The sequence below is a fragment of the Kitasatospora sp. NPDC002522 genome, from assembly GCF_053595195.1.
The window spans coordinates 67,532-91,064 of record NZ_JBSFXE010000007.1 but is presented as its reverse complement, the minus strand read 5'-3'; the positions used below and the strand labels follow the sequence as shown (position 1 = coordinate 91,064).

The 23,533-nt window shown below is 74.3% G+C and carries 20 protein-coding genes and 1 riboswitch; of the genes, 7 read left to right on the top strand and 13 right to left on the bottom strand.

Translation table 11 applies throughout. The features are described from left to right. Positions 1–125: 125 nt before the first annotated feature. Complete coding sequence (locus ACWD4U_RS07970; RefSeq protein ID WP_363458042.1) at positions 126–2,621, top strand: helicase C-terminal domain-containing protein; 2,496 nt, start codon at positions 126–128, stop codon at positions 2,619–2,621. Positions 2,622–2,820: 199 nt separating this feature from the next. Here the strand turns inward: ACWD4U_RS07970 and ACWD4U_RS07965 are convergent, their stop codons facing one another. Beyond that, positions 2,821–3,093: a hypothetical protein gene (locus tag ACWD4U_RS07965; protein ID WP_363458039.1), complete on the bottom strand. Its 273-nt coding sequence runs from the start codon at positions 3,091–3,093 to the stop codon at positions 2,821–2,823. A gap of 200 nt (positions 3,094–3,293) precedes the next feature. Between ACWD4U_RS07965 and ACWD4U_RS07960 the strand changes: the two genes are divergently transcribed. Beyond that, a complete protein-coding gene (locus ACWD4U_RS07960) occupies positions 3,294–4,895 on the top strand; it encodes a DUF2079 domain-containing protein (protein WP_363458036.1) in 1,602 nt (533 codons plus the stop codon). Between the two features lie 46 nt (positions 4,896–4,941). After that, on the top strand, positions 4,942–6,573 hold the full coding sequence (locus ACWD4U_RS07955) for a DNA repair helicase XPB (RefSeq protein ID WP_363458033.1): 1,632 nt from the start codon (positions 4,942–4,944) through the stop codon (positions 6,571–6,573). A gap of 6 nt (positions 6,574–6,579) precedes the next feature. On the opposite strand, the gene ACWD4U_RS07950 is transcribed toward ACWD4U_RS07955, so the two are convergent. After that, positions 6,580–6,735: a hypothetical protein gene (locus ACWD4U_RS07950; protein ID WP_363458030.1), complete on the bottom strand. Its 156-nt coding sequence runs from the start codon at positions 6,733–6,735 to the stop codon at positions 6,580–6,582. Positions 6,736–7,040: 305 nt separating this feature from the next. On the opposite strand from ACWD4U_RS07950, the gene ACWD4U_RS07945 reads away from it, so the two are divergent. After that, positions 7,041–9,110, top strand: a complete 2,070-nt coding sequence (locus ACWD4U_RS07945; protein WP_363458027.1) for a HelD family protein — start codon at positions 7,041–7,043, stop codon at positions 9,108–9,110. A gap of 17 nt (positions 9,111–9,127) precedes the next feature. Here ACWD4U_RS07945 and ACWD4U_RS07940 read toward each other — a convergent pair whose 3' ends face one another. The 5 genes from ACWD4U_RS07940 to ACWD4U_RS07920 form a co-directional block, all read right to left on the bottom strand. Then, on the bottom strand, positions 9,128–9,802 hold the full coding sequence (locus ACWD4U_RS07940) for a copper homeostasis protein CutC (RefSeq protein ID WP_449787137.1): 675 nt from the start codon (positions 9,800–9,802) through the stop codon (positions 9,128–9,130). A gap of 94 nt (positions 9,803–9,896) precedes the next feature. Beyond that, positions 9,897–10,823, bottom strand: coding sequence for a hypothetical protein (locus ACWD4U_RS07935; RefSeq protein ID WP_363458022.1), 927 nt, complete (start codon positions 10,821–10,823; stop codon positions 9,897–9,899). After that, positions 10,820–11,164, bottom strand: a complete 345-nt coding sequence (locus ACWD4U_RS07930; protein WP_363458019.1) for a PadR family transcriptional regulator — start codon at positions 11,162–11,164, stop codon at positions 10,820–10,822. The genes ACWD4U_RS07935 and ACWD4U_RS07930 overlap by 4 nt, the downstream gene beginning before the upstream one ends. Positions 11,165–11,189: 25 nt before the next feature. Then, complete coding sequence (locus ACWD4U_RS07925; RefSeq protein WP_363458017.1) at positions 11,190–13,985, bottom strand: FtsX-like permease family protein; 2,796 nt, start codon at positions 13,983–13,985, stop codon at positions 11,190–11,192. After that, positions 13,982–14,701: an ABC transporter ATP-binding protein gene (locus tag ACWD4U_RS07920; RefSeq protein WP_363458015.1), complete on the bottom strand. Its 720-nt coding sequence runs from the start codon at positions 14,699–14,701 to the stop codon at positions 13,982–13,984. The genes ACWD4U_RS07925 and ACWD4U_RS07920 overlap by 4 nt, the downstream gene beginning before the upstream one ends. 148 nt (positions 14,702–14,849) lie before the next feature. On the opposite strand from ACWD4U_RS07920, the gene ACWD4U_RS07915 reads away from it, so the two are divergent. Beyond that, on the top strand, positions 14,850–15,479 hold the full coding sequence (locus ACWD4U_RS07915; protein ID WP_363458012.1) for an HD domain-containing protein: 630 nt from the start codon (positions 14,850–14,852) through the stop codon (positions 15,477–15,479). 6 nt (positions 15,480–15,485) lie between these two features. On the opposite strand, the gene ACWD4U_RS07910 is transcribed toward ACWD4U_RS07915, so the two are convergent. The 6 genes from ACWD4U_RS07910 to thrC all read right to left on the bottom strand — a co-directional run bounded on the left by ACWD4U_RS07910 (position 15,486) and on the right by thrC (position 20,654). Continuing rightward, complete coding sequence (locus tag ACWD4U_RS07910; protein WP_363458009.1) at positions 15,486–15,740, bottom strand: DUF4031 domain-containing protein; 255 nt, start codon at positions 15,738–15,740, stop codon at positions 15,486–15,488. Continuing rightward, positions 15,737–16,093 (bottom strand): hypothetical protein, encoded by a 357-nt coding sequence (locus ACWD4U_RS07905; protein ID WP_363458006.1) that lies wholly within the window; start codon positions 16,091–16,093, stop codon positions 15,737–15,739. Before ACWD4U_RS07905 ends, ACWD4U_RS07910 begins: the two co-directional genes overlap by 4 nt. A 264-nt stretch (positions 16,094–16,357) precedes the next feature. Then, positions 16,358–17,980, bottom strand: a complete 1,623-nt coding sequence (groL, locus tag ACWD4U_RS07900; protein WP_363458003.1) for a chaperonin GroEL — start codon at positions 17,978–17,980, stop codon at positions 16,358–16,360. A 304-nt stretch (positions 17,981–18,284) separates the two neighbouring features. Next, positions 18,285–18,494, bottom strand: a complete 210-nt coding sequence (locus tag ACWD4U_RS07895) for a cold-shock protein (protein ID WP_363458001.1) — start codon at positions 18,492–18,494, stop codon at positions 18,285–18,287. A gap of 562 nt (positions 18,495–19,056) precedes the next feature. Then, positions 19,057–19,335 carry a MoaD/ThiS family protein gene (locus ACWD4U_RS07890; RefSeq protein WP_354641865.1) on the bottom strand — a complete coding sequence of 93 codons (279 nt, stop codon included), beginning with the start codon at positions 19,333–19,335 and terminating at the stop codon, positions 19,057–19,059. A 41-nt stretch (positions 19,336–19,376) separates the two neighbouring features. Continuing rightward, entirely contained in the window at positions 19,377–20,654 is a 1,278-nt protein-coding gene (gene thrC / locus ACWD4U_RS07885) for a threonine synthase (RefSeq protein ID WP_363457997.1), read from the bottom strand. A 17-nt stretch (positions 20,655–20,671) separates the two neighbouring features. After that, a riboswitch (SAM riboswitch) is annotated at positions 20,672–20,801 on the bottom strand. A 139-nt stretch (positions 20,802–20,940) separates the two neighbouring features. Here thrC and ACWD4U_RS07880 point away from each other — a divergent pair. After that, entirely contained in the window at positions 20,941–21,963 is a 1,023-nt protein-coding gene (locus tag ACWD4U_RS07880; RefSeq protein WP_363457994.1) for a glucosyl-3-phosphoglycerate synthase, read from the top strand. A 97-nt stretch (positions 21,964–22,060) separates the two neighbouring features. Beyond that, on the top strand, positions 22,061–23,527 hold the full coding sequence (locus ACWD4U_RS07875) for an alpha,alpha-trehalose-phosphate synthase (UDP-forming) (protein ID WP_363457992.1): 1,467 nt from the start codon (positions 22,061–22,063) through the stop codon (positions 23,525–23,527). Positions 23,528–23,533: the final 6 nt, after the last annotated feature.

The following is a 23,533-nucleotide window of genomic DNA, read 5'->3' as shown; positions in this document are numbered from 1 at the left end:
GCCCCCGCACGCCCCACCCCGCACCGCGCGCCGGGACGGCCCCGGACGGGTGGCTGACGGTGGTTCGCGCGGAGTTCTTCCGCCGTTCTGGGCTCCATCGCGCCGGGTTGACTAGTCTGGACCGGATGACCGCACCGCAGAGCGCGCCGCGCGCCACCCGCGCCACCGCCCCCCGCACGCTGGCCGAGGAACTCCGCGGCCGGGGGGACGAGGCCGTCGCCGCGCTGCTCCGGCGCCGGCCGGACCTGCTCAACCCGGTGCCGAACGACCTCACCCAGCTGTCCGCCCGGCTCTCCAGCCGGGCCTCGGTGCTGCGCGCGCTGGAACGCCTCGACCGGTTCACGCTCCAGGTCGCGGAGGCGCTGGCGGCCGCGCCGGAGGGCGCGACGGACAGCGCGGTACGGAGCCTGCTGACCGGCCCGGCCCGGGTGAAGCCGCACCCGGGAGCCGACCCGGTCGACCGGGCCGCGGTGACGGCGGCCTTCCCCGCCGCGCTGGAGCGGCTGCGCGAACAGGCCCTGCTGTGGGGCCCCGACTCCGCGCTGCGCCTGGTCCTGGCCGTCCGCGAGGCGCTCGCCCCGAGCGCCGCCAACCCCGGTCGGACCGGTCTCGGCCCGACCCTCGCCGAGGCCACCGTCGGCATGTCCCCCGCCCGGCTCCAGCAGCTGCTCGCCGGGGCCGGTCTGCCGCCCACCCCGGACCCGGTGACCGCCGTGGCGGCGCTGACCGCCCTGCTGAACGACCGCAAGCGGCTCGGCGCACTGCTGGACCGGGCCCCGCAGCCCGCCCTCGGCCTGCTGGAGCGCCTGGTGTGGGGCCCACCGAGCGGCACCGTGCCGGACGCCGCACGCCAGGTCACCGCCGAGGAGGCGCACAGCCCGGTCGAATGGCTGCTCGCCCGCGGCCTGCTGCTCCCGACCAGCCCGACCTCGGTCGTGCTGCCCCGCGAACTCGCCCTGCACCTGCGCGGCGGCCGCACCCACCGCACCGTCGACGCCGCCCCGCCGCCGGTCGCCCCCGTGGTCGAGCGCGACCCCGTCCAGGCCGACCGCACCGCCGCCGGGCAGGCCGCCACCGCGGTGCGCACGGTCGAGGAGCTGCTGGAGTCGTGGGGCCTCACCCCGCCGCCCACCCTGCGGGCCGGCGGCCTCGGCGTCCGCGACCTCAAGCGCGCCGCGGCGCTCCTCGAATGCCCCGAGCAGGACGCCGCGTTCTGGCTAGAACTCGCTTACACCGCAGGCCTGTTGGCTCCCGACGGCGAGGTCGACGAGGCGTGGGCGCCGACCCCCGCGTACGACCAGTGGCTGCAGCAGGACACCGCCGAACGCTGGTCCCTGCTGGCCCGCAGCTGGCTCACCGCCACCCGGGTCGGCCGGCTGGCCGGCACCCCCGACGGCAAGGGCAAGCCGCGCGCCGCCCTCGGACCCGAACTCGACCGCACCCTCGCCCCGTCGGTGCGCCGCGCCGTCCTCACCCGGCTCGCCGAACTCCCGCCCGGCACCGCCGCGAGCCCCGCCGCCCTGCTGCCCGCGCTGCGCTGGCACCGCCCGCTGCGCGGCGGTCCCACCGGCCCCGACGGCCGTGACCTGCGCGAACAGCTCACCGACTGGACCCTGCACGAGGCCGAACTACTCGGCGTCACCGGCCGTGGCGCACTCGCCGCCGCCGGCCGCGCCCTGCTGGAACACCGCGAGCCCGCGGACGTCCTGGCGCCGCTGCTGCCCGAACCGCTCGACCACGTCATCCTGCAGCCCGACCTCACCGCGATCGCCCCCGGCCCGCTGCTCACCCCGCTCGCCCAGGCCCTCGCACTCTGCGCCGACATCGAGTCCAAGGGCGGCGCCACCGTGTACCGCTTCACCCCCGACTCGGTCCGCCGCGCCCTCGACGCCGGCCGCACCGCCGCCGACCTGCAGGCCTTCCTCGCGCAGCACTCCCGCACGCCCGTCCCGCAGCCCCTCGCGTACCTGATCGACGACGTGGCCCGGCGGCACGGCGTGCTGCGGGTCGGCGCCGCCTCGTCCTACCTGCGCTGCGACGACCCGCAGCTGCTCGGCGAGGTGATGGCCGACCGGCGGGCCGCCGAACTGCGCCTGCGGCTGCTCGCCCCGACCGTGCTCGCCGCCCAGTCCGGACCGGAGACCCTGCTCTCGGTCCTGCGCACCATGGGCTACGCGCCCGCCGCCGAGTCCGCCGACGGCGACGTGATGATCACCCGCCCCGACAGCCGCCGCACCCCGCCGCGCACCGCCCCCGCGCCGGTGCCCGACGGCCCGGCCCGGCCCGACGACACGCTGCTCGCGGCCGCCGTCCGCGCCATCCGGGCCGGCGACCGGGCCGCGACCGCCGTCCGCAAGGAGACCGTCCCCGGCCCGGCCGCGGCCGCGCTGCCCCGAAGCGCCGCCGCGGACACCCTGGCGGCCCTGCAGACCGCCGTCCTGCTCGGCGAACGCATGTGGATCGGCTACGTCAACGCCGAGGGCCTCGCCTCCCAGCGCGTCATCGACCCCGTCCGCGTCGAAGGCGGCTTCGTCACCGCCTACGACCACCTCTCCGACGAGGTCCGCAGCTTCGCCCTCCACCGCATCACCGGCGTCGCCGAGGTCGACGAGCCCGCGTGAGCACACACGCACAACCAGGGGCGCGGGAACTGCGCGAAGCGGGAGGCACCCACCAGCAAGATCGCGACGCCTGACGGTGGCCTGCACGTGGGCGCGACCTGGCTGTGCGTGATCCGTTGCTCGCGCAGTTCCGCCCCCAGCCCCAAGGGGGGCCGGGAGGTGCCCCCAGCGCCCCTGTCGGTGCGCTCGCGCTTCGCGACTAGTGGCCGGAGGCCTTGTCCTGCTCCGCCTTCTGGTGCTTCGCCTCCTCGACGATCGCGTGCGGGTCCGGCATCTTCGGCTCGACGCCGGTGAGCAGGCCGGTGCCGGTGAAGGCGACGGTGCCGAGCAGGCCGCCGGGCTGGCCGATGTCGGCTACCTGGTCGAGGGCGGCGGTGTCGGTCGCGGCCTGGGCGGGGGCCGCGCCCATCGCGGTGGCGAGGGCCGCGCCGGTGAGCGCCAGGCCGGCGAGGAATCGGTTGCGCTTCGTCATGGGCTGCCCAACGAGCGTCCGCCGTGCCGGTCACCCTTCCGGAGGCCGGGTCACCCTTCCGGTGCGCGGGCGTCCGGTTCGGCGAACGTCCGGGGGCGTTCAGGGACGGAGGTTAGACTGCCGAACGAACAGAACAGGGGTGGCCGCCGGCGTCCACCTGGCCGACCGGGGCCCAGCGGCCCCCCGACGGGACCAGAGACGTGACCACTGCCTCCGCTCCGCCGAGCACCGCCGCCCCCGCGGCGCCGGCCCGCACCGCGGGGGCGCGGCTGACCCGCCGCCACCGCACCGTCCTGTTCACCCTGCTCTGCTTCGCGGTCTGCCTGGCGCTCGGCCTGCAGCAGTGGAGCGCCCTGCAGCTCGGCGGGTTCGACCTCGGGATCTTCGACCAGGGCGTGCGCGGCTACGCGCACTTCGAACTGCCGGTCTCCACGTTGAAGAGCGTCCACCACGAGTTCCCGGCGGGCTTCTCGCTGCTCGGCGACCACTTCTCGCCGGTGCTGGCGCTGCTCGCCCCGCTGTACTGGGTGTGGGACGACCCGCGGATGCTGCTGATCGCCCAGTCCGCGCTGTTCGCGGCGGGCGTCCCGCTGGTGCGCCGGATCGCCGACCGGTCGTTCGCCCGCGCCGACGACGGCGTGCGCCGCCGGGTCCGCGACCTGGGCGCGCTGGTGTACGGCCTGGGCTGGCCGCTGCTGATCTCGGCACGCGGCGGCTTCCACGAGGTGGGGTTCGCCGTCCCGCTGTTCCTGGTGCTGTTCGAGCGGGCCGGGGCCCGGCGCTGGGTCACCGCCGGACTGGCGGCGCTGCTGCTGTGCGCGACCAAGGAGGACCTGGGGCTGGCGGTCGCGGCGTTCGGCGCGGTGGTGCTGCTGCGCGAGCGGGGCGGCGGCGACCGGCGGGCGCAGGCGTTCGGCTGGGCGCTGCTGCTGGGCGGTCCGCTGGCCAGTGCGGTCGAGATCGGCTACCTGATCCCGGCGATGGGCGGCGAGCCGGGCTACTACTGGAACTACGGGCAGCTCGGCGCGAACGGCGGCGAGGCGCTGCGGCACGTCCTGGGCCATCCGTGGCTGCTGGTGGAGTCCGCGTTCTCCAGCCCGCTGAAGCCGGTCCTGCTAACCTGGCTGGTCGTCACCACGGCCGCTCTGCCGCTGCGCTCCGCGACCTCGCTGGTCGCGCTGCCGCTGCTGGCCGAGCGGATCCTCTCCGACAACCCCAACCACTGGTCGATCGCCCGGCACTACGACGCGTTCCTGTGGCCGATCCTGGTCACCGCCGCGATCGAGGCGCTCGGCCTGCTCTGGGCTCAGGACCGCCGGGTGCTCGCCCGCCGGCTGGGCGCCACCGCCGCCGCCCTCACACTCGCCGCCTCCGCCGGACTCGGCCTCTACCACCTGCTGCTGCCGTACGAGTGGCAGCCGAAGCCGGAGCTGGCCGCGCTGACCCGGGCCGCCGCGCTGATCCCGGACGGCGCCACCGTGGAGGCCGACAACCAGGTGGCCCCGCGCCTGACCAACCGCACTCAGGTGGTGCTCGCCGACGGCGTCCCGCGCGGCCAGGAGTACGTGGTGCTGCGCTACACCCACCGCGCCTTCCCGTTCCAGCGCGACCCCGAGCAGGCCGAGTACCGCGCCTCGCTGCTGGCCCGCGGCTACCGCGAACTCTTCGACCAGGACGGCGTCACCCTCCTCCAGCACCCCGGCGGCCCCCTCCCCGGCGCCCCCCTCCCCGCCCCCGGCGTCACCAAGCCGGTCCAGGAGGTCATCCCGCCGGACGTCGGCCACAACTTCTTCATGGGCTGATGCGGCACACTGGAGGTTTGGCCCGGCCGGAAGGGGATGCACGGACGTGAACGGACCGCTGATCGTCCAGAGCGACAAGACGCTGCTGTTGGAGATCGACCATCCGCAGGCGGCGGAGTGCCGGCGGGTGATCGCGCCGTTCGCCGAGTTGGAGCGCGCGCCGGAGCACATCCACACGTACCGGGTGACGCCGCTGGGGCTGTGGAACGCCCGGGCCGCGGGGCACGACGCGGAGCAGGTGGTGGACGCGCTGGTGAAGTACTCGCGCTACCCGGTGCCGCACGCGCTGCTGGTCGACGTCGCGGACACCATGGCCCGGTACGGGCGGCTGCAGTTGCAGAAGCACCCGGTGCACGGGCTGGTGCTGAGCACCACGGACCGGCCGGTGCTGGAGGAGGTGCTGCGGTCGAAGAAGATCGCGCCGCTGGTGGGGGCCCGGGTCGATCCGGACGCGGTGGTGGTGCACCCGTCGGAGCGCGGGCAGATCAAGCAGGTGCTGCTGAAGCTGGGCTGGCCGGCCGAGGACCACGCCGGGTACGTGGACGGCGAGGCGCACCCGATCGACCTGGACGAGGACGGCTGGCAGCTGCGGCCGTACCAGCGGCAGGCGGTGGAGGGCTTCTGGCACGGCGGCAGCGGCGTGGTGGTGCTGCCCTGCGGCGCCGGCAAGACGCTGGTCGGCGCGGCCGCGATGGCGGAGGCGAAGTCGACCACGCTGATCCTGGTCACCAACACGGTCTCGGCCCGGCAGTGGAAGCACGAGCTGGTGAAGCGGACCTCGCTGACCGAGGACGAGATCGGCGAGTACTCCGGTACCCGCAAGGAGATCCGTCCGGTCACCATCGCCACGTACCAGGTGATGACCACCAAGCGGAAGGGCGTCTACCCGCACCTGGAGCTGTTCGACGCCCGCAACTGGGGCCTGGTGGTCTACGACGAGGTGCACCTGCTGCCCGCGCCGGTGTTCAAGTTCACCGCCGACCTGCAGGCCCGTCGCCGGCTCGGCCTGACCGCGACGCTGGTGCGCGAGGACGGCCGGGAGGGCGACGTGTTCAGCCTGATCGGCCCGAAGCGGTTCGACGCGCCGTGGAAGGAGATCGAGGCGCAGGGCTACATCGCGCCCGCCGACTGCTGCGAGGTGCGGGTGACGCTCTCCGACTCGGAGCGCCTGATGTACGCCACCGCCGAGCCGGAGGAGAAGTACCGCTTCTGCTCCACCACGGCGACCAAGCGCCGGGTGGTCGAGCGGCTGGTGGAGAAGCACAAGGGCGACCAGACCCTGGTCATCGGCCAGTACATCGACCAGCTGGACGAGTTGGGCGAGGCGCTGGACGCCCCGGTGATCAAGGGCGAGACCTCCAACGCCCAGCGCGAGAAGCTGTTCGAGGCGTTCCGCACCAAGGAGATCAGCGTGCTGGTGGTCTCCAAGGTGGCGAACTTCTCCATCGACCTGCCGGAGGCCACCGTCGCCATCCAGGTGTCCGGCACCTTCGGCTCCCGCCAGGAGGAGGCCCAGCGCCTCGGCCGGGTGCTGCGGCCCAAGGCCGACGGGCACGCCGCGCACTTCTACTCGGTGGTCGCCCGGGACACCGTCGACCAGGACTTCGCCGCGCACCGCCAGCGCTTCCTGGCCGAGCAGGGCTACGCCTACCGGATCGTCGACGCCGACGACCTGTAGGGGCTGCTACAGCTTGACGCCGTCGCGCCCGAGGAAGAGCACGCGCGCGGCGGTGTCGAGCACGATCCCGACGTTGCGGACGGCCGCCGCCACGGGGCTCCGGCGGCGGCCGGTGGCGGCGCTGCCGCCGCTGACCTGGGGGTTCACTCGTTCGGTCGTCATGCTTCCACGCTAGGTCGGGGCGCCCCGGCCGGGCATCAGCCCGAAGACCCGAGCCGGTGGGACCGAAGTCGTCCTCGCGGCGTACCGCCCCTGAGACCAGGGGAGGGGTGAACCCCGAGTGGAAAACGATTCGCACCCCGAGCACCGCAGGTCTAAGATCGTCCGTCTGCCCCTCCCGAACCGTGGTGCCTGTGCCGTCGGCAGCCGTGGGAGTACCGACCGCTCGGCAACCGGCCGGTGTCCTTCACCGTGAGCTCTCCCGACGAGTCGGCCGCCCCTGTTGCGCGCGGCCGGGAAGGTCCGCCGTGCACTCCCCCACCACCGAAACCGCCACCGACGCCGATCCGCTGGGTCGCGAGCGCGCCCACCTCTCCTCCTCCCGCGCGGCGCTGCGCGCGATGCGCGAGGACGTCGAGGCCCTCGACCTGCGCGACGTCACCGGCACCTGGGTCTCCTCGCTGGTCCTGCAGAGGCAGATCGACGAGCGGATCAAGGCGCTCGCCGACCTCGCCCACACCCCGCTGTTCTTCGGCCGCCTCGACTACCTGCACGCGATCAGCGAGGCCGAGTCGGAGGGCAGCGGCGGCGAGCGCTTCTACATCGGCCGCCGGCACGTCCACGACGCCGGCGGCGACCCGATGGTCATCGACTGGCGCGCCCCGGTCTCCCAGCCGTTCTACCGGGCCAGCCGCACCGAGCCGATGGACGTCGCCAAGCGCCGCCGGTTCGGGTACACCGGCGGCGAGCTGACGGCCTACGAGGACGAGAACCTGTCCGACCCCGCGGAGTCCGACACCAGGTCGGCGCTGCTCGCCGCGGAGATCGAGAAGCCCCGTGTCGGCCCGATGCGGGACATCGTCGCCACCATCCAGCCCGAGCAGGACGAGATCGTCCGCGCCGACGTCACCGGCACCGTCTGCGTCCAGGGCGCCCCCGGCACCGGGAAGACCGCGGTCGGCCTGCACCGCGTCGCCTACCTGCTCTACGCACACCGCGAGCGCCTCGCCCGCACCGGCACCCTGGTGGTCGGCCCGAACCGCTCGTTCCTGCAGTACATCGAGCAGGTGCTGCCCGCCCTCGGCGAGCTGGACGTCGCCCAGGCCACCGTCCAGGACCTGGTCGGCCACGTCGAGGTGCGCGGCGTCGACGCCGCCGGCACCGCCAGGATCAAGGGCGACGCCCGGATGGCCGAGGTGCTGCGCCGGGCCGTCCGCTCCGGGATCACCGTGCCGACCGAGCCCTGCGTGGTGGTCCGCGGCTCCCGCCGCTGGCGCGTCCCCGCCTACGAACTCGAGGAGATCATCCGCGAGTTGATGGACCGTGAGATCCGCTACGGCGCCGCGGCGGAGGCCCTCCCGCAGCGCATCGCGCACGCCGTCCTGGTCAAGATGGAGCAGGGCGGCGAGGCCCCCGACGACCGGGTCCAGGACGCCGTCGCCCGCAACGCGGCGGTCAAGGCCGTGGTCAAGGCCTGCTGGCCGCCGGTCGACCCGGTCAAGCTGGTGCACCGGCTGCTCTCCGACCCCGTGTTCCTGGCCGCCGCGGCGGAGGGCATCCTCGCCCCGGACGAGCAGCAGGCGATCCTGTGGGCCAAGCCGCCGCGCTCCGCCCGCACCGCCCCGTGGTCCGCCGCCGACGCCGTCCTGATCGACGAGACCACCGACCTGGTGCACCGCACCGCCTCGCTCGGCCACGTGGTCATCGACGAGGCGCAGGACCTCTCCCCCATGCAGTACCGGGCCGTCGGCCGCCGCTGCACCACCGGCTCCGCGACCGTCCTCGGCGACCTCGCCCAGGGCACCACCCCCTGGGCGACCGGAAGTTGGCAGGAGGCCCTGCACCACCTCGGCAAGGACGGCGCCCACATCGAGGAGCTCACCCAGGGCTTCCGCGTCCCCGGCGAGGTGATCGCCTACGCCTCCCGGCTGCTGCCCGCGATCGCCCCCGGGCTGGCCCCCGCCACCTCCGTCCGCGACGCCCCCGGCTCGCTGACGATCCGCCAGGTCCCGGACGGCGGGCTGCCGGACGCCGTGGTCGAGGCCTGCCGGGCGGCGCTCCGGCACGAGGGCTCCGTCGGCCTGATCGCCGCCGACGACCGCATCCCGGCGCTCGCCGAAGCCCTCACCGCCGCGGGCCTGCCCCACCTCGCCCCCGGCACCGAGACCACCGCCGAATCCCGCCTCACCCTGGTCCCGGCCTCCCTCGCCAAGGGCCTCGAGTACGACTACGTGGTCCTCGACGAACCCACCGCGATCATCCACGGCGAGCCCGACCACCGCACCGGCCTACGCCGCCTCTACGTCGCCCTCACCCGCGCCGTCTCCGGCCTGGCGGTCCTCCACACCGACCCCCTCCCGGAGGAACTGGCACCGTAGCCGACTCCCCTGGTGGCTCACTCGCCGATGAGCGTCCGCCACTGCGCGACCTTCGCCGGGTCGACGGCGCCCTCCCAGCCGCCGGTGCGGACGGCGCCGCCGATGTGGAAGGCGTCGAAGCCCGCGGCGCGGAGGGCGGGGACGTGTTCGGCGCGGAGGCCGCCGCCGACCAGGATCTGCTGGCGGTAGCCGGGTTCGCCGGACTTGGCGAGTTCGCCGGCGAGGACTTCCTGGCCGGCGTCGACGCCGGTCGCGGCGCCGGAGGTGAGGAAGGTGTCGAGGCCGGGCAGTTCGGCGACGGCCGCGCGGACCTCGGAGCGGTCGGCGCTGTGGTCGATGGCCCGGTGGAACGTCCAGGCGCAGCCGGCCGCGGCGTCGGCGACGGCGCGGGTGGCGGGGAGGTCGACCTGCCCGTCGGCGGTGAGGAAGCCGAAGACGAACTCCTCGGCGCCCTCGGCGCGCAGGGCGGCGGTGCGGGCCAGCAGGTCGTCGAGGTCGCCGGGGGTGAAGCCGTCGCGGATGCGGAGCATGACCCGCAGCGGCAGCGACACCGCGGCGCGGATCGCGGCGAAGTCCGCGACCGAGGGGGTGAGCCCGTCGGCGGCCATGTCGGTGACCAGTTCGAGCCGGTCGGCGCCTCCCGTCTCGGCGGCCCGGGCATCGTGAGGGGTCAGCGCGATGACTTCGAACATTGGTCTAGACATATCCGATAGCCTGCCACATCGACCCGCCCCGGGCGACCCCCCGCCGTCGTTCGGCCGAGCTTCCTCCCCCGTTCGCGCCCCGTTAGCCGAGCGCCCGGCGCGCCCGGCTGCGCGCCCGCCCGGCCTGACCGGCCGCCAGCAGCCGTCCGGCCGCCGCCAGCCCGAGCGCGACGCCGGCCGCCCACGGCAGCAGCCGCGGGACCCCGCCGACCTGCTCCCACAGGCTGAACAGGCTGAACGCCCCGGTCAGCGGCAGCACCGCGACGCCGACCGCCGCGGGCAGCAGCCGGCCCCGCGCCGCGCCCAGCACCGTGAGCGCCGACGGGACGACCAGCAGTCCGACCGGCCACCAACCGTCCATCAGGTACCGGGTGTCGAAACCACCCTGAGCCTGCGTCAGCAGCCAGCCGCCCACCGCCCCGACGGCCACCCACCACCGGCCGGGCCGCTCCAGCAGCTCCGGCGGCGCGGCGACCAGCAACGCCGCACCCGCCAGGTACGGCACCAGCGCGGTGGCCCCGTACAGCAGCAGCCACCAGTCCGCGGCGGAGCCGACGAGCAGGCCGAGCCGCAGCGCCGCGAGCAGCGCGACACCGAGGGCCAGCACCCGGGCGGCCCGCCAGACGCCGAGCGCCGCGGCGACGGCGAGCAGCGGCGGGACCACGGCGAGGCCCAGCACGGGGAGTTCGAGCCCCAGTCCGGCCCGGGCCGCGCTCAGCACCTCGCGGGTGCGCGGGTCTCCGGGGAAGGCGCCCAGGCCGACCAGGGCTCCGGCGAGCAGCGGCGCGGCGGCGGCGAGCAGGCGGCCGCCGGGGGTGGTGGCGGTCAGGCGGGTGCGCAGCCGCAGGCCGTAGGCGGCGAGGTCGAGTGCTTCGCGGGCGGTGGCGAGGCGGCCCGCGCCGGCGGTGGTGTCGGCGAAGACCTCGGCGAGTTCGGTGCCCCGGTCGCGGCGGTAGCGGGCGGGGTAGAGGGCGAGGGCGGTGCGCAGGGCGACCGGCCGGGCGGTCACGCGGTGGCCCCGTGCGGGCGGGCGTGGCCGCCGAGGCGGCGCTGGGCCTCGGCGGCCACGGTGCGCAGGCGCTCGGCCTCGGCGGTCAGCAGCTCGCGGCCGGCACCGGTCAGGGCGTAGCTGCGGCGGGCCCGGCCGTCGACGATCTCCTCGGCGGCGACCTCGATCAGGCCCTGCTGGAGCAGCCGGTCGAGGGCGCCGTAGAGCGTGCCGGTGCGCATCCGCACCCGCCCCCCGGAGATCGCGTCGACCTCCTGGATCAGCGCGTATCCGTGCCGGGGGGCGTCCGCGAGGGCGGTGAGCAGCAGCAGGGTGGGCTCCTGCAGGGCGCGTTCGGTCATGCACCTACATATATCGCCGACCGGCCTATCCGCGCCATCCCCGGCGCCCACTGACCGGAGCCCACCGCCCACCGGTCGCACCGTGCGCACCCGCACGCCGCGGGCGCCACCGCCCACCGGTCGCACCGCCCTCGCCCGGCCGGCGGGCCGCGGCGAGCAGTCCGGCCAACACCGGCAGCGCCAGCACGAGCAGCGCGATCGTCGGCCAGGGCGCGTCCGCGAGCCGGACCGCGGGCGCGCCGAGCTGTCCGGCGGCGCGGGAGCGCAGCAGGGCGAACGCGGGGACGGCGCCGCCGACCGCGCCGAGCGCCGCGCCGAGCAGCGTGATCAGCCCGGCCTGGAGTCCGGCCAGGGTGCGCCGGGTGCGCGGCCGGGCGCCGATCGCGGTGAGCACGGCGGCGTCCCGGCGGGCGTCGGCGGCCGCGAGCGCGGTGGCGACCACGGCGGCGCCGAGCACCACCAAGGCGGCGAAGGCGCTGAGGGCGACACCGATCAGGCTGTCGGCCGGCCGGTAGCCGCGCTCGACCTCCAGCACCGCGTACGGGGCGAGCCGGGCCACGGTGGCGGCGGCCCGCCGTTCGGCCTTCTCGACGGGCGGTGCGGCCGGCAGCCAGATCGACCCGGTCGGCTCGACGGCCAGGCCGAGCCCGCGGACCGTCTGCGCGCCGACCACCAGCGGCGCGTACCGCTGCGTGGCGGGCCGCTCGACCAGCACGCCCGGGATGCTCTGCTCCCGCTCCGCCGTCCCCGCGGCGCCCTGCATGCGCAGCCGGACCTGGCCGTCGTGCAGGTAGGCGGGGTCGGTGACGACGACCTTCCCGGCGGCCAGGGCGGCTTCGGCGGCGGGGTCGTGCAGGGCCAGCAGGTTGTGCAGGACGGCGGCGTCGCCGACCACCAGCGGGCTGGTGTCGGGCCGCCCGTAGCGCTGGCCCCCCTCGGCGTGGACGGTGGCCTTGCAGCCCTGGCAGAAGACGTACACCGCCTGGCCGAGGTCGGCGCGTTCGCCGAGGTCCGGCAGGTCCTGGGCGAGGGCGGTGCGCAGTTGCGGCAGGGCGGCGCTCTCGCCGAGGGCGTCCAGCTGGACCGAGTTGACGGGGCGTCGGAGCTGATAGGCGGCCCGGTCCTGGGCTTCGGCGCCGGTGGTGTGCACGCCGACCGCGACCGCTCCGGCGACCGCGGCGAGCACGGCGGCGACCGCGGGCGCGGTGCGGGAGCGGTGCCGGGCGGTGTCGCGCAGGGCGAGCCGGGGGCCGAGCGGCAGGCGGCGGGCGAGCCGGCCGCACAGGGCGAGCAGCGGCGGGGTGAACAGCAGCAGGCCGAGCTCCGCGGTGACCGCGCCGGCCAGCACCGCCAGGGTGCGGACGGACAGCCCGGCCAGCACCGCGGCCCCGCCGGTCGGTTCGGCGACCGCCCCGTACAGCGCCAGCGCGACGCCCGCCGCGACCACCGCCGCGCCGAGCAGCGGCACCCACCGGCCGGGCGGACGGACCTCGTCGCGGCCGGTCAGCCCGGCCAGCACCTCGCGGCGGCCGGCCTGGACGGCGGGCAGCAGCGCCGCCAGCACCGCGGTCGCCACGCCGATCGCGGCGATCGGCAGCAGGTCGGCCGGGTGCAGCGCCAGGTGCCCGAACCGGCTGCCGCCCGCCTGTTCCAGCCAGGGCCGCAGGACGGCGACCAGGGTGCAGCCGAGCACCGTGCCGAGTCCGGCACCGGCCGCCCCCAGCAGCAGGCCGCCACCGAGCACCACCGCCCGGACGTGCCCGGGCCGGCCGCCGGCCGCGCCCAGCAGGGCGAGCTGCCGCCGGGCCTGCCGGGCGCCGATGGCGAACGCCGGGCCGGCCAGCAGGGCCACCTCCAGCAGCGCCAGGCCGGCCGTGGTGGCCACCGTCATCGCGGTGCGCTCGCGCTGGTCCGCGGCGCCGACGGCGTCCTGCCGGGCCATCGCCTCGGCGGGCGGGTGCAGCGCCACCTGACGGGCGGTCACCGTGTAGCCGTGGCGGTTGAACTCCTGGACCTGCGGCCAGTCGAGCCGGGCGCCGGCGGGCAGTTCGACCAGCCAGGCGGCCTTCCGGGCGGCGGCGTCCTCGGCGTCCGCGCCCAGCGGCGCGACGCCCGCGGCGGCCTGCGCGGCGTCCAGCGGGCCGTACAACTCGCCGGGCCGGGCGACCAGTTCGGCCTTCCGCAGGTCACCGGGGTGCTCGACGGTGCCGGTCAGGGTGAACGGTGCGGACTCCAGGCCCTTGACGGTGACGGTGTCGCCGAGCCGCAGCCCGGTCTGCGCCAGGAACGCCGGGGTGGCGGCGGCCTCGTGCGGGGCGGCGGGCGCCCGGCCGGCCACCAGGTCGACCTTGCCCTGCCAGATCGGGCGGGTCAGGTCGGCCTCGAAGGTGTCGGTCGGGGTCAGCCCGTCCCGGGTGTGCACGGCGGCCGCCGGTCCGGTCCTGGCCGGCACCAGGGTGCTGCCCGGGGGCAGCAACTCCCCGATCAGGCGGGCCGGTTCGGTGGTGGCGGCGCGCAGCTGGACCGCGCTCGGCGGGGCGGCGGGGTCCTGCGGCAGGGTGCGCACCCCGTCGTCGGGGAACACCGCCTGCTCGATCGTCCGGCCCGGGGCGTACGCCCCGATCAGTGCGTCGCCGTGGCCGAGCAGCCGGTCCGAACGCTCGGCGGCGGTCAACTGCCCGCTGCGGTAGACCACATCGGCCCCCGCCACGCCCAGCACCGGCAGCGCGACCATGGCCAGCACCAGGGCACTGCGACCGGCCGCCCGCCGGGCGTCGCGGCGGGCGATCCGCAGTGCGGCCCGCCAGGCCCGGGCGCTCACCGGGCCACCTCGATCCGCTGCTGCACCGACTGGTCGGTGATCCGGCCGTCGCGCAGGAAGACCACCCGGTCCGCCCAGGCCGCGTGCCCCGGGTCGTGAGTGACCATCACCGCCGCCGCGCCCGCGTCGCAGCGGGCCCGCAGCACCCCGAGAACGGCCTCGCCGGTGGCCGAGTCCAGCGCGCCGGTCGGCTCGTCGGCGAGCACCAGCCGGCGCTCGCCGATCAGCGCCCGGCCGATCGCGACGCGTTGCTGCTGGCCGCCCGACATGTCGTCGGGGAACCGGTCGGCCAGCTCACCGATGCCCAGCTCCGCCAGCGCGGCCAGCGCCTCGCGGCGCGCCGTCCGGGCCGAGGCGCCGTCCAACTCCCGTGGCAGCGCGATGTTCTCGGCCGCGGTCAGGGCCGGTATCAGGTTGTAGTCCTGGAACACGTAGCCCACCGCGCGGCGGCGCACGTCGGCCAGCCGGGCCCGGCTCAGGCCCTCCAGCGGCGTCCCCTCGACGAGCACCCGGCCGGTGCTGGGCCGGTCCAGGCCGCCGGCCAGCGCCAGCAGGGTCGACTTCCCGGAGCCGGACGGCCCCATCACCGCCACGAACTCCCCGGCGCTCACGGTCAGGTCCAACTCGCGCAGCGCGTGCACCTCGGCCGCGCCGCGACCGTGCACCCGGCCGACTCCCTCCAGGCGCAGCACCGGCTGCGCACTCGGTCCGGACATGGCTCCCCCTTCGAGCAGCGAAACGTCTTGCATACCGAGTATGTATAGCTCGCGATCGAGAGATGCTCAAGTGTGCGACATAAGTCGGTGAACTACATATAGGCTAGGCGATGTCGGCCGGTCCGGGCGAGGGAGCAGAATGACCGTCATGACCGCATCGCCGTCCGAGCGCTGGCACGCCCTGCTGACCCGCTGCGGTGCCACCGCAGACCCCGAGCCGTACGGCCGCGACCTGCTCGGCCGCTGGGCCGAACCGCAGCGGCGCTACCACACCACCGACCACCTGGTGGCCGTCCTCGACCACGTGGACACGCTGGCCGCGCACGCCGAGGACGCGGACGCCGTCCGCCTCGCCGCCTGGTTCCACGACGCCGTCTACCGGCCCGACCGCTCCGAGAACGAGGAGCGCAGCGCCGCCCTCGCCGAACGCGCGCTGCGCGAGGCCGGCCTGCCCGAACCGCTGGTCGCCGAGACCGTCCGGCTGGTCCGACTCACCGTCACCCACCACCCCGAACCCGGCGACCGCAACGGCGAAGTCCTCTGCGACGCCGACCTCGCCGTCCTCGGCGGCGCCCCCGACCGGTACGCCGCCTACGCCGCCGCCGTCCGCGAGGAGTACGCCTTCGTCCCGGACGACGCCTTCCGCGAGGGCCGCGCCGCGATCCTGCGGCAGCTGCTCGCCCTCCCCGCCCTCTACCGCACCCCGGAGGCCCGCGAACGGTTCGACGCCCGGGCCCGCGAGAACCTGGCGGAGGAGCTCAGGACGCTGGAGAGCTGACCCGCGCTACCGCTTCCTGCGCCGCAGGCCCGCCGCCGTCAGCCGCGCCACCAGCTCCTTGCTGCCGACCGGGCTCGCGCCGAGCGCCACTGCCTTGTCGTACCAGGCGGCCGGGATGTCGTAGTGGTCGCGTTCGAAGGCCTTCGCCGGGGCGCCCAGGGTCGCGGCGAAGGCGTGCAGTTCCTCGTACGAGACGTCGCTGACCAGGTGCGACCACCACTTGCCGTGGCCGGGCCAGTTCGGCGGGTCGACGAGGATCACGTCAGCCCGCCGACGGGGGCGACGACCACCCCGCGCTGCCCGCACACCCAGTGCGGATCAGGCCCCAACTCCGGCTCCACACTCAACGCGTGGGGATCGTCGTCGGCCGCGCACGAGGCACACAGCGGCCACCGCCCGTAGCCCTCCAGCAGCGCGTCCTGCACGTCCTGCGCGATCAGCCCCAGCACGAACTCGGTCCCGTCCGGCCACTGTTCGAGCCACCACCGCCGATGCGTCACCGCATCCTCGACCAGCGAAACGATCGCCGCCTCCGCCACATCCCGGGCAGTCAGGTCGGCAAGGATCAGCGCCCGAGCGCTGTGCAGGGCGGATTCGATCTCAGAACTGGCCATCCACCCATTCTCCCGCAGCTCACCCCACCGCCGGGAACCCCTCACTGCTCAACTCCACCCCGAACGGCTCCGGCAACGCGACCTGGATCTGCCCTCCGTCGATCTCGGCGCGTCGGCCCTCGGAACGTCCCGCTCCCGCCGGCGGTCCGGCAGAGACCGTTACACCTGCCCAGCCTCCCGCGCAGCGAACGCCGCAGGGGCGGCCTCCCCGTGAAGGGAGACCGCCCCTGCGAAGCGATCAGGACTCGCCGATCCCGGGCGGGATCAGAAGTCCATGTCACCGCCCGGCATGCCGCCGCCGGCGGCCGCGGCGGCCTTCTCCGGCTTGTCGGCGATGACGGCCTCGGTGGTGAGGAAGAGCGCCGCGATGGAGGCGGCGTTCTGGAGGGCGGAGCGGGTGACCTTGGCCGGGTCGATGATGCCGGCGCCGATGAGGTCCACGTACTCGTTGGTCGCGGCGTTCAGGCCGTGGCCGGCGGGCAGGTTGCGGACCTTCTCGACCACGACGCCGCCCTCGAGGCCGGCGTTGGTCGCGATCTGCTTGATCGGGGCCTCGAGCGCCACGCGGACGATGTTGGCACCGGTGGCCTCGTCGCCCTCGAGCTCCAGCTTGTCGAACGCGACACCGGCCTGCAGCAGGGCGACGCCACCACCGGCGACGATGCCCTCCTCGACGGCGGCCTTGGCGTTGCGCACCGCGTCCTCGATGCGGTGCTTGCGCTCCTTGAGCTCGACCTCGGTGGCCGCGCCGGCCTTGATGACGGCCACGCCGCCGGCCAGCTTGGCGAGGCGCTCCTGGAGCTTCTCGCGGTCGTAGTCCGAGTCGGAGTTCTCGATCTCGGCGCGGATCTGGTTCACCCGGCCGGCGACCTGGTCGCTGTCGCCGCCACCGTCGACGATGGTGGTCTCGTCCTTGGTGATGACCACCTTGCGGGCGGTGCCCAGCAGGTCGAGGCCCGCGTTCTCGAGCTTGAGGCCGACCTCCTCGGAGATCACGGTGCCGCCGGTGAGGATGGCGATGTCGCCGAGCATGGCCTTGCGACGGTCGCCGAAGCCCGGGGCCTTGACGGCGACGGACTTGAAGGTGCCGCGGATCTTGTTCACGACCAGGGTCGACAGGGCCTCGCCCTCGACGTCCTCGGCGATGATGACCAGCGGCTTGCCGCTCTGCATGACCTTCTCCAGCAGCGGGAGGAGGTCCTTGACCGAGGAGATCTTGGAGTTGGCGATGAGGATGTACGGGTCCTCGAAGCTCGCCTCCATGCGCTCCAGGTCGGTGGCGAAGTAGGCGGAGATGTAGCCCTTGTCGAAGCGCATGCCCTCGGTGAGCTCGAGCTCCAGGCCGAAGGTGTTGCTCTCCTCGACGGTGATGACGCCTTCCTTGCCGACCTTGTCCATCGCCTCGGCGATGAGCTCGCCGATCTGGGTGTCGGCGGCGGAGATCGAGGCGGTGGAGGCGATCTGCTCCTTGGTCTCGACGTCCTTGGCCTGGGCCAGGAGCTGGTCGGAGACGGCGGCGACGGCCTTCTCGATGCCGCGCTTCAGGGCCATCGGGTTGGCGCCGGCGGCGACGTTGCGCAGACCCTCGCGGACGAGCGCCTGGGCGAGCACGGTGGCGGTGGTGGTGCCGTCACCCGCGACGTCGTCGGTCTTCTTGGCGACCTCCTTGACGAGCTCCGCGCCGATCTTCTCGTAGGGGTCCTCGAGCTCGATCTCCTTGGCGATGGAGACACCGTCGTTGGTGATCGTGGGGGCGCCCCACTTCTTCTCCAGGACGACGTTGCGACCCTTCGGGCCGAGCGTGACCTTCACGGCGTCGGCAAGCTGGTTCATGCCACGCTCAAGGCCGCGGCGGGCTTCCTCGTCAAAGGCGATGATCTTGGCCATCAGAAGTGGTCCTCCGGGACACGGTCGACTGCTCGGACCAAGGGGTGCCCGCGACGGACGGCCCAGCGAGCGGGGGTCCCTTCCCCTACCGCTCCCGGGGCCTCACCGGCCCGGTCCGTTTGTCACTCTCACACTGTGAGTGCTAACGCCAATGATTAGCACTCTCGGGTGTCGAGTGCAAGCCCATTCGCGCACCGCGCCCGGGCGTCCGCGGGCGCTCCCGCCTGCGCCCGGGAACGCGGACAGGCCCGCACGACCGTGGTCGTACGGGCCTGTCGGCGTGTGTGTGGACTACCGGGCCGGATCAGGCACCCGAGGCCGCGCGGACCATGTCGGCCTGCGGACCCTTCTGACCCTGCGAGATCTCGAACTCGACCCGCTGCCCTTCCTCCAGGGTGCGGTAGCCGTCCATCTGGATCGCGCTGTAGTGGACGAACACGTCCGCTCCACCGTCGACCGCGATGAAGCCGTAGCCCTTCTCGGCGTTGAACCACTTGACGGTGCCCTGAGCCATTCCGAACTCCCCTTGTGCTGTGCTGGCCCTTCAGAGATCCGCGGGACCGCGGACCCAGAGGTCTGGAAGGCCGCTCCTGGGGACTCCCCCCCTAAGGCGCAGCCTCTGTCGCGGCTGAATGTATCCGGATAAGCGCCCTCTGCAACAGGCCCAACTTTCGGGGAATGGCCGTCCGCCGATGGGGATATGACGGGGCGAAAGGCGCAGAGCTGCACAATTGCCACCGGACATAACGGACCTGTCACCGCAAATTGCCGGAAGAATTCTGACGGCGGCCTGACAGAAGTGGCGGTATCCGGTCCTACGCGCGTCTCAGAGCGCGGGACGAAGCGGCGTCGGCGCGGAGCGTGGTGCGCAAAAACGAAGGATTGAAAGGCGCCGAGGAGGGGAACGGCCCTTGCCCGGCACTCTACTCCCCCGCCCCCGCGGGATTTCCAGCGCCCCGCCGGGCGGATAGCCGCAGGTGTGCGGCGCATTTCCGCGGGGACCACGCCCGGCCGCCGCCGGCCACCGGAAATCGGAATTCCGGGCCGACGGCGGCGGGGCGGAAAGTGACGCGGCCTCAGCAGCCGCCGGCCACCGCCGGGATGATCGACACCGAGGAGCCGTCCTTGATCTCGGTCTCCAGGCCCTCGGCGAAGCGCACGTCGTCGTCGTTCACGTAGACGTTGACGAAGCGGCGCAGCTTGCCGGTGTCGTCCAGGATGCGGGCGGAGATGCCGGTGTGGTTGGCCTCCAGGTCCGCGATGACGGCGGCCAGGGTGGCGCCCTCGGCGGTCACCTCGGCGGCGCCGCCGGTGTAGGTGCGCAGGATGGTCGGGATGCGGACGGTGGCGCTCATGGCGGTGGCTCCTCGGGGGGCTGGGGGGATGGGCCGGGGGATCAGGCGGAGGCGAGGCCGGCGGCGCGGAAGGACTCCAGCGTCGGGCGGATCACGGCGGTCATGCCGGCGTCGGAGACCGCGTCGAGGGTCTTCAGGCCGTCGCCGGTGTTGATCGCGACGGTCTCCTTGGACGGGTCGAGCTGACCGGTCTCGACCAGCTTCTTCAGCACGCCGACGGTCACGCCGCCCGCGGTCTCGGCGAAGATGCCCTCGGTGCGGGCCAGCAGCTTGATCGCCTCGACCACCTGCGCGTCGGTGACGTCCTCGACCGCGCCGCCGGTGCGGCGGGCGATGTCGAGCACGTACGGGCCGTCGGCCGGGTTGCCGATCGCCAGCGACTTGGCGATGGTGTCCGGCTTGACCGGCTTGATCACGTCGCGGCCGGCCTTGAACGCGGCCGACACCGGGGAGCAGCCCTCGGCCTGGGCGCCGAAGATCCTGTACGGCCGGTCCTCGACCAGGCCGAGCTTGATCAGCTCCTGCAGGCCCTTGTCGATCTTGGTGAGCTGGGAGCCGGAGGCGATCGGGATGACGATCTGCTCGGGCAGCCGCCAGCCGAGCTGCTCGCAGATCTCGAAGGCCAGGGTCTTGGAGCCCTCGCCGTAGTACGGGCGGAGGTTGACGTTGACGAAGCCCCAGCCCTCGCCGGCCGAGTCGCCGATCAGCTCGGAGCAGAACCGGTTCACGTCGTCGTAGTTGCCCTCAATGCCGACCAGCTCGCCGCCGTAGATGCCGGCCATCACGACCTTGCCCTGCTCCAGGTCGCGCGGGATGAACACGCAGGACTTGAAGCCGGCCCGGGCGGCCGCGGCGCCCACCGCGCCGGCCAGGTTGCCGGTGGAGGAGCAGGACAGCGTGGTGAAGTCGAAGGCCCGGGCGGCCTCGATCGCGCAGGCCACCACCCGGTCCTTGAAGGAGTGGGTGGGGTTGCCGGAGTCGTCCTTGATGTGCAGCTGCGCGGTGAAGCCCAGCTCGCGGCCGAGGTTGTCGGCCTTGACCAGCGGGGTCCAACCCGGGTTCAGGTTGGGCTTGTCCGCGACGTCCGCGGGCACCGGCAGCAGCGGGGCGTAGCGCCAGATCGACGCCGGGCCGGCCTCGATCCGCTTGCGCAGCTCCTCGGCGTCGTAGCCGTCGTAGGCGTAGGCGATCTCCAGCGGCCCGAAGCACTCCAGGCAGGCGAAGCTCGGGCCGAGCGGGAAGCGGGTGCCGCACTCGCGACAGGACAGCGCGACGGCGGGGCCGAGGTCGACAGTGGGTGCGGAAGTGTCAGAAGCCATGGTGGCGAGGCCCTTTCTCCTCATCTTCCCCGGATCGCGGTCGCGTCCGGGACGGAATTGGCACCTGTCCCGCCGGCCTCGAAACGGCCGTACGGGAGGGTTGCCGGGACTTCAACGGGCCGTTCCCTCAGTCCCTCTGGATGAGCTCTGTGAAGTTGTGGTCTTACGCTGCGGACGACCCCGGCGTGCGAAGGTCGGAACGCAGTACGAAGACTGTATCCGAAGGCCCGCACTGCGGACCCACACCGTCCGATACCCGAGACGATGCGAGACAGGGAGCGAGATCTTGGCCGAGCAGCCCGTGCCCGGGGTACTGCCGGAGGTGGCCGAGTGGCTGCGCCGCCGCTCGTGGACCGCGGCCGACCGGCCGCTCGACCGGCTCCTCGCCGCCAAGCGCGCCGCCGGGCCGGCCGGAACCGTCAGCGTGGTGCTGCCCGCGCTGGACGAGGAGCCCACGGTCGGCGAGATCGTCACCGCGATCCGCACCGAGCTGATGGAACGCGTGCCGCTGGTCGACGAGTTGCTGGTGGTCGACTCCGGCTCGGTGGACGGCACCGCCGCCGCGGCGGCCGCCGCCGGCGCCAGGGTGGTGCACCGCGACGCGATCCTCCCCCGGCTGCCCGCCGAGCCCGGCAAGGGCGAGGTGCTGTGGCGCTCGCTTATGGTCACCCGCGGCGCGATCGTCTGCTTCGTCGACGCCGACCTGCGCGAGTTCGACCCCGCCTTCGTCTCCGGCATCGTCGGCCCGCTGCTCACCGACCCCGACATCCACCTGGTCAAGGCCATGTACGACCGCCCGCTGGAGGTGTCGATGAGCGGCTCCGCCGCGGGCGGCGTCGCGATCGTCCCGGCGGGCGGCGGCCGGGTCACCGAACTGGTCGCCCGCCCGCTGCTCAACCTGCACTGGCCGCACCTGGCGGGCTTCGTCCAACCGCTCGGCGGCGAGTACGCGGCCCGCCGCACGCTGCTGGAGCGGCTGCCCTTCCCGACCGGCTACGGCGTCGAACTCGGCCTGCTGGTCGACGCGTTGGAGCTGGTCGGGCTGGACGCGCTGGCCCAGGTCGACGTCGGCATCCGGCACCACCGCCACCAGGACGGCCAGGCCCTCGGCCGGATGGCCGCCACCATCTACCGCACCGCGCTGGAACGCCTCGACCGCACCCACCGCCTCAAGGCCGATCCGGACCTGCTCCGCCCCCTGCTCACCCAGTACACCCGCACCGCCACCGGCTTCGCCCCCACCACCCATCCCGTCCCGGCCACCGAACGGCCCCCGATGACCGCCATCCCGGAGTACCGGGACCGCTGAACGCCGGACCCGCGGCGCCGGGTCCGCCCCCGACTGTTCACCCCCGCCCGTCGTGCCGAGTGGTTTGGTCACGGGGTCGCACGGCAAGGTTGGCTGTATGGCCGATCACGCGTCCGAACGCCCCACGCAGTCCGGAGCCGCCCCGATCCTGGTGGCCTCCAACCGCGGTCCGGTGTCCTTCAGCAGCGGGGACGACGGCACGCTGACCCTCCGCAGAGGCGGTGGCGGCCTGGTCTCCGGGCTGTCCGCGATCGACGACCCGTCCGCGGTCTGGGTCTGCGCCGCGCTCTCCGAAGCCGACCGCACCGCCGCCCGGCAGGCCCCCGACGGCCGCCTCGACCTGGCCGGACACGACGTCGGCGGACAGGCCGTCCGGATGCTGGACATCGACCCCGGCACCTTCGCCCGCGCCTACAACGGCGTCGCCAACTCCACCCTGTGGTTCGTCCACCACCTGCTGTACGACACCCCGACCAGCCCGTCCTTCGACGACCGGTTCCGCCGCGAATGGGACTCCTACCGGGCCTACAACACCGCCTTCGCCGAGGCGCTGGCCGCCGAGGCCGCCCCCGGCGCGGCCGTCCTGGTGCAGGACTACCACCTCTCGCTGGCCCCCGCGCTGCTCCGCGAGCTCCGACCCGACCTGCGGATCGGCCACTTCTCGCACACCCCCTGGGCCCCGCCCGAGTACTACCGGATGCTCCCCGACGACGTCGCCGCCGCCGTCCTGGCGGGCATCCTCGGCGCCGACCGGGCCGGCTTCCTCACCCGCCGCTGGGCGCTCGCCTTCGCCGACTGCTGCGAGGCCGTCCTCGGCGCGAGCGTGGACCGCGAGGCGCTGGCCGTCACCTACCACGGCCGCACCACCCGGCTCGGCGTCCACGGCCTCGGCGCCGACGCCGACTTCCTGCGCGAGCGCGCCCACCGGCCCGACGTGGACGCCCGGCTCGCCGCCCTGCGCGAGGCGGTCGGCGACCGCCGCACCATCGTCCGGGTCGACCGCACCGAGCTCAGCAAGAACATCGTCCGCGGCCTGCTCGCCTACCGGCACCTGCTGCGCACCCGCCCCGAGTGGCAGGGCCGGGTGGTGCACATCGCCTTCGCCTACCCCTCGCGGCACGACCTGCCCGAGTACCGCGAGTACACCGCCGCGGTGCAGCGGGTCGCCCAGGAGATCAACGACGAGTTCGGCACCACCGAGTGGCAGCCGCTCATCCTGCACGTCAACGACGACTTCCCGCGCTCGCTGGCCGCCTACCGGATCGCCGACGTGGCCCTGGTCAACCCGATCCGCGACGGCATGAACCTGGTCGCCAAGGAGGTCCCCGTGGTCTCCGACGACGGCTGCGCCCTGGTCCTCTCCCGGGAGGCCGGCGCCTACGCGGAACTCGCCGACGACGCGATCACCGTCAACCCCTACGACGTCATCGCCACCGCCGACGCCCTCGCCGAGGCCCTCACCATGCCCCTCGCGGAACGCGCCGAACGCACCAAGCGCCTGGCCGCGGCGGCGACGGCGCTGCCGCCCCAGCAGTGGTTCCTCGACCAGCTGAACGCACTCTGAGCAGCA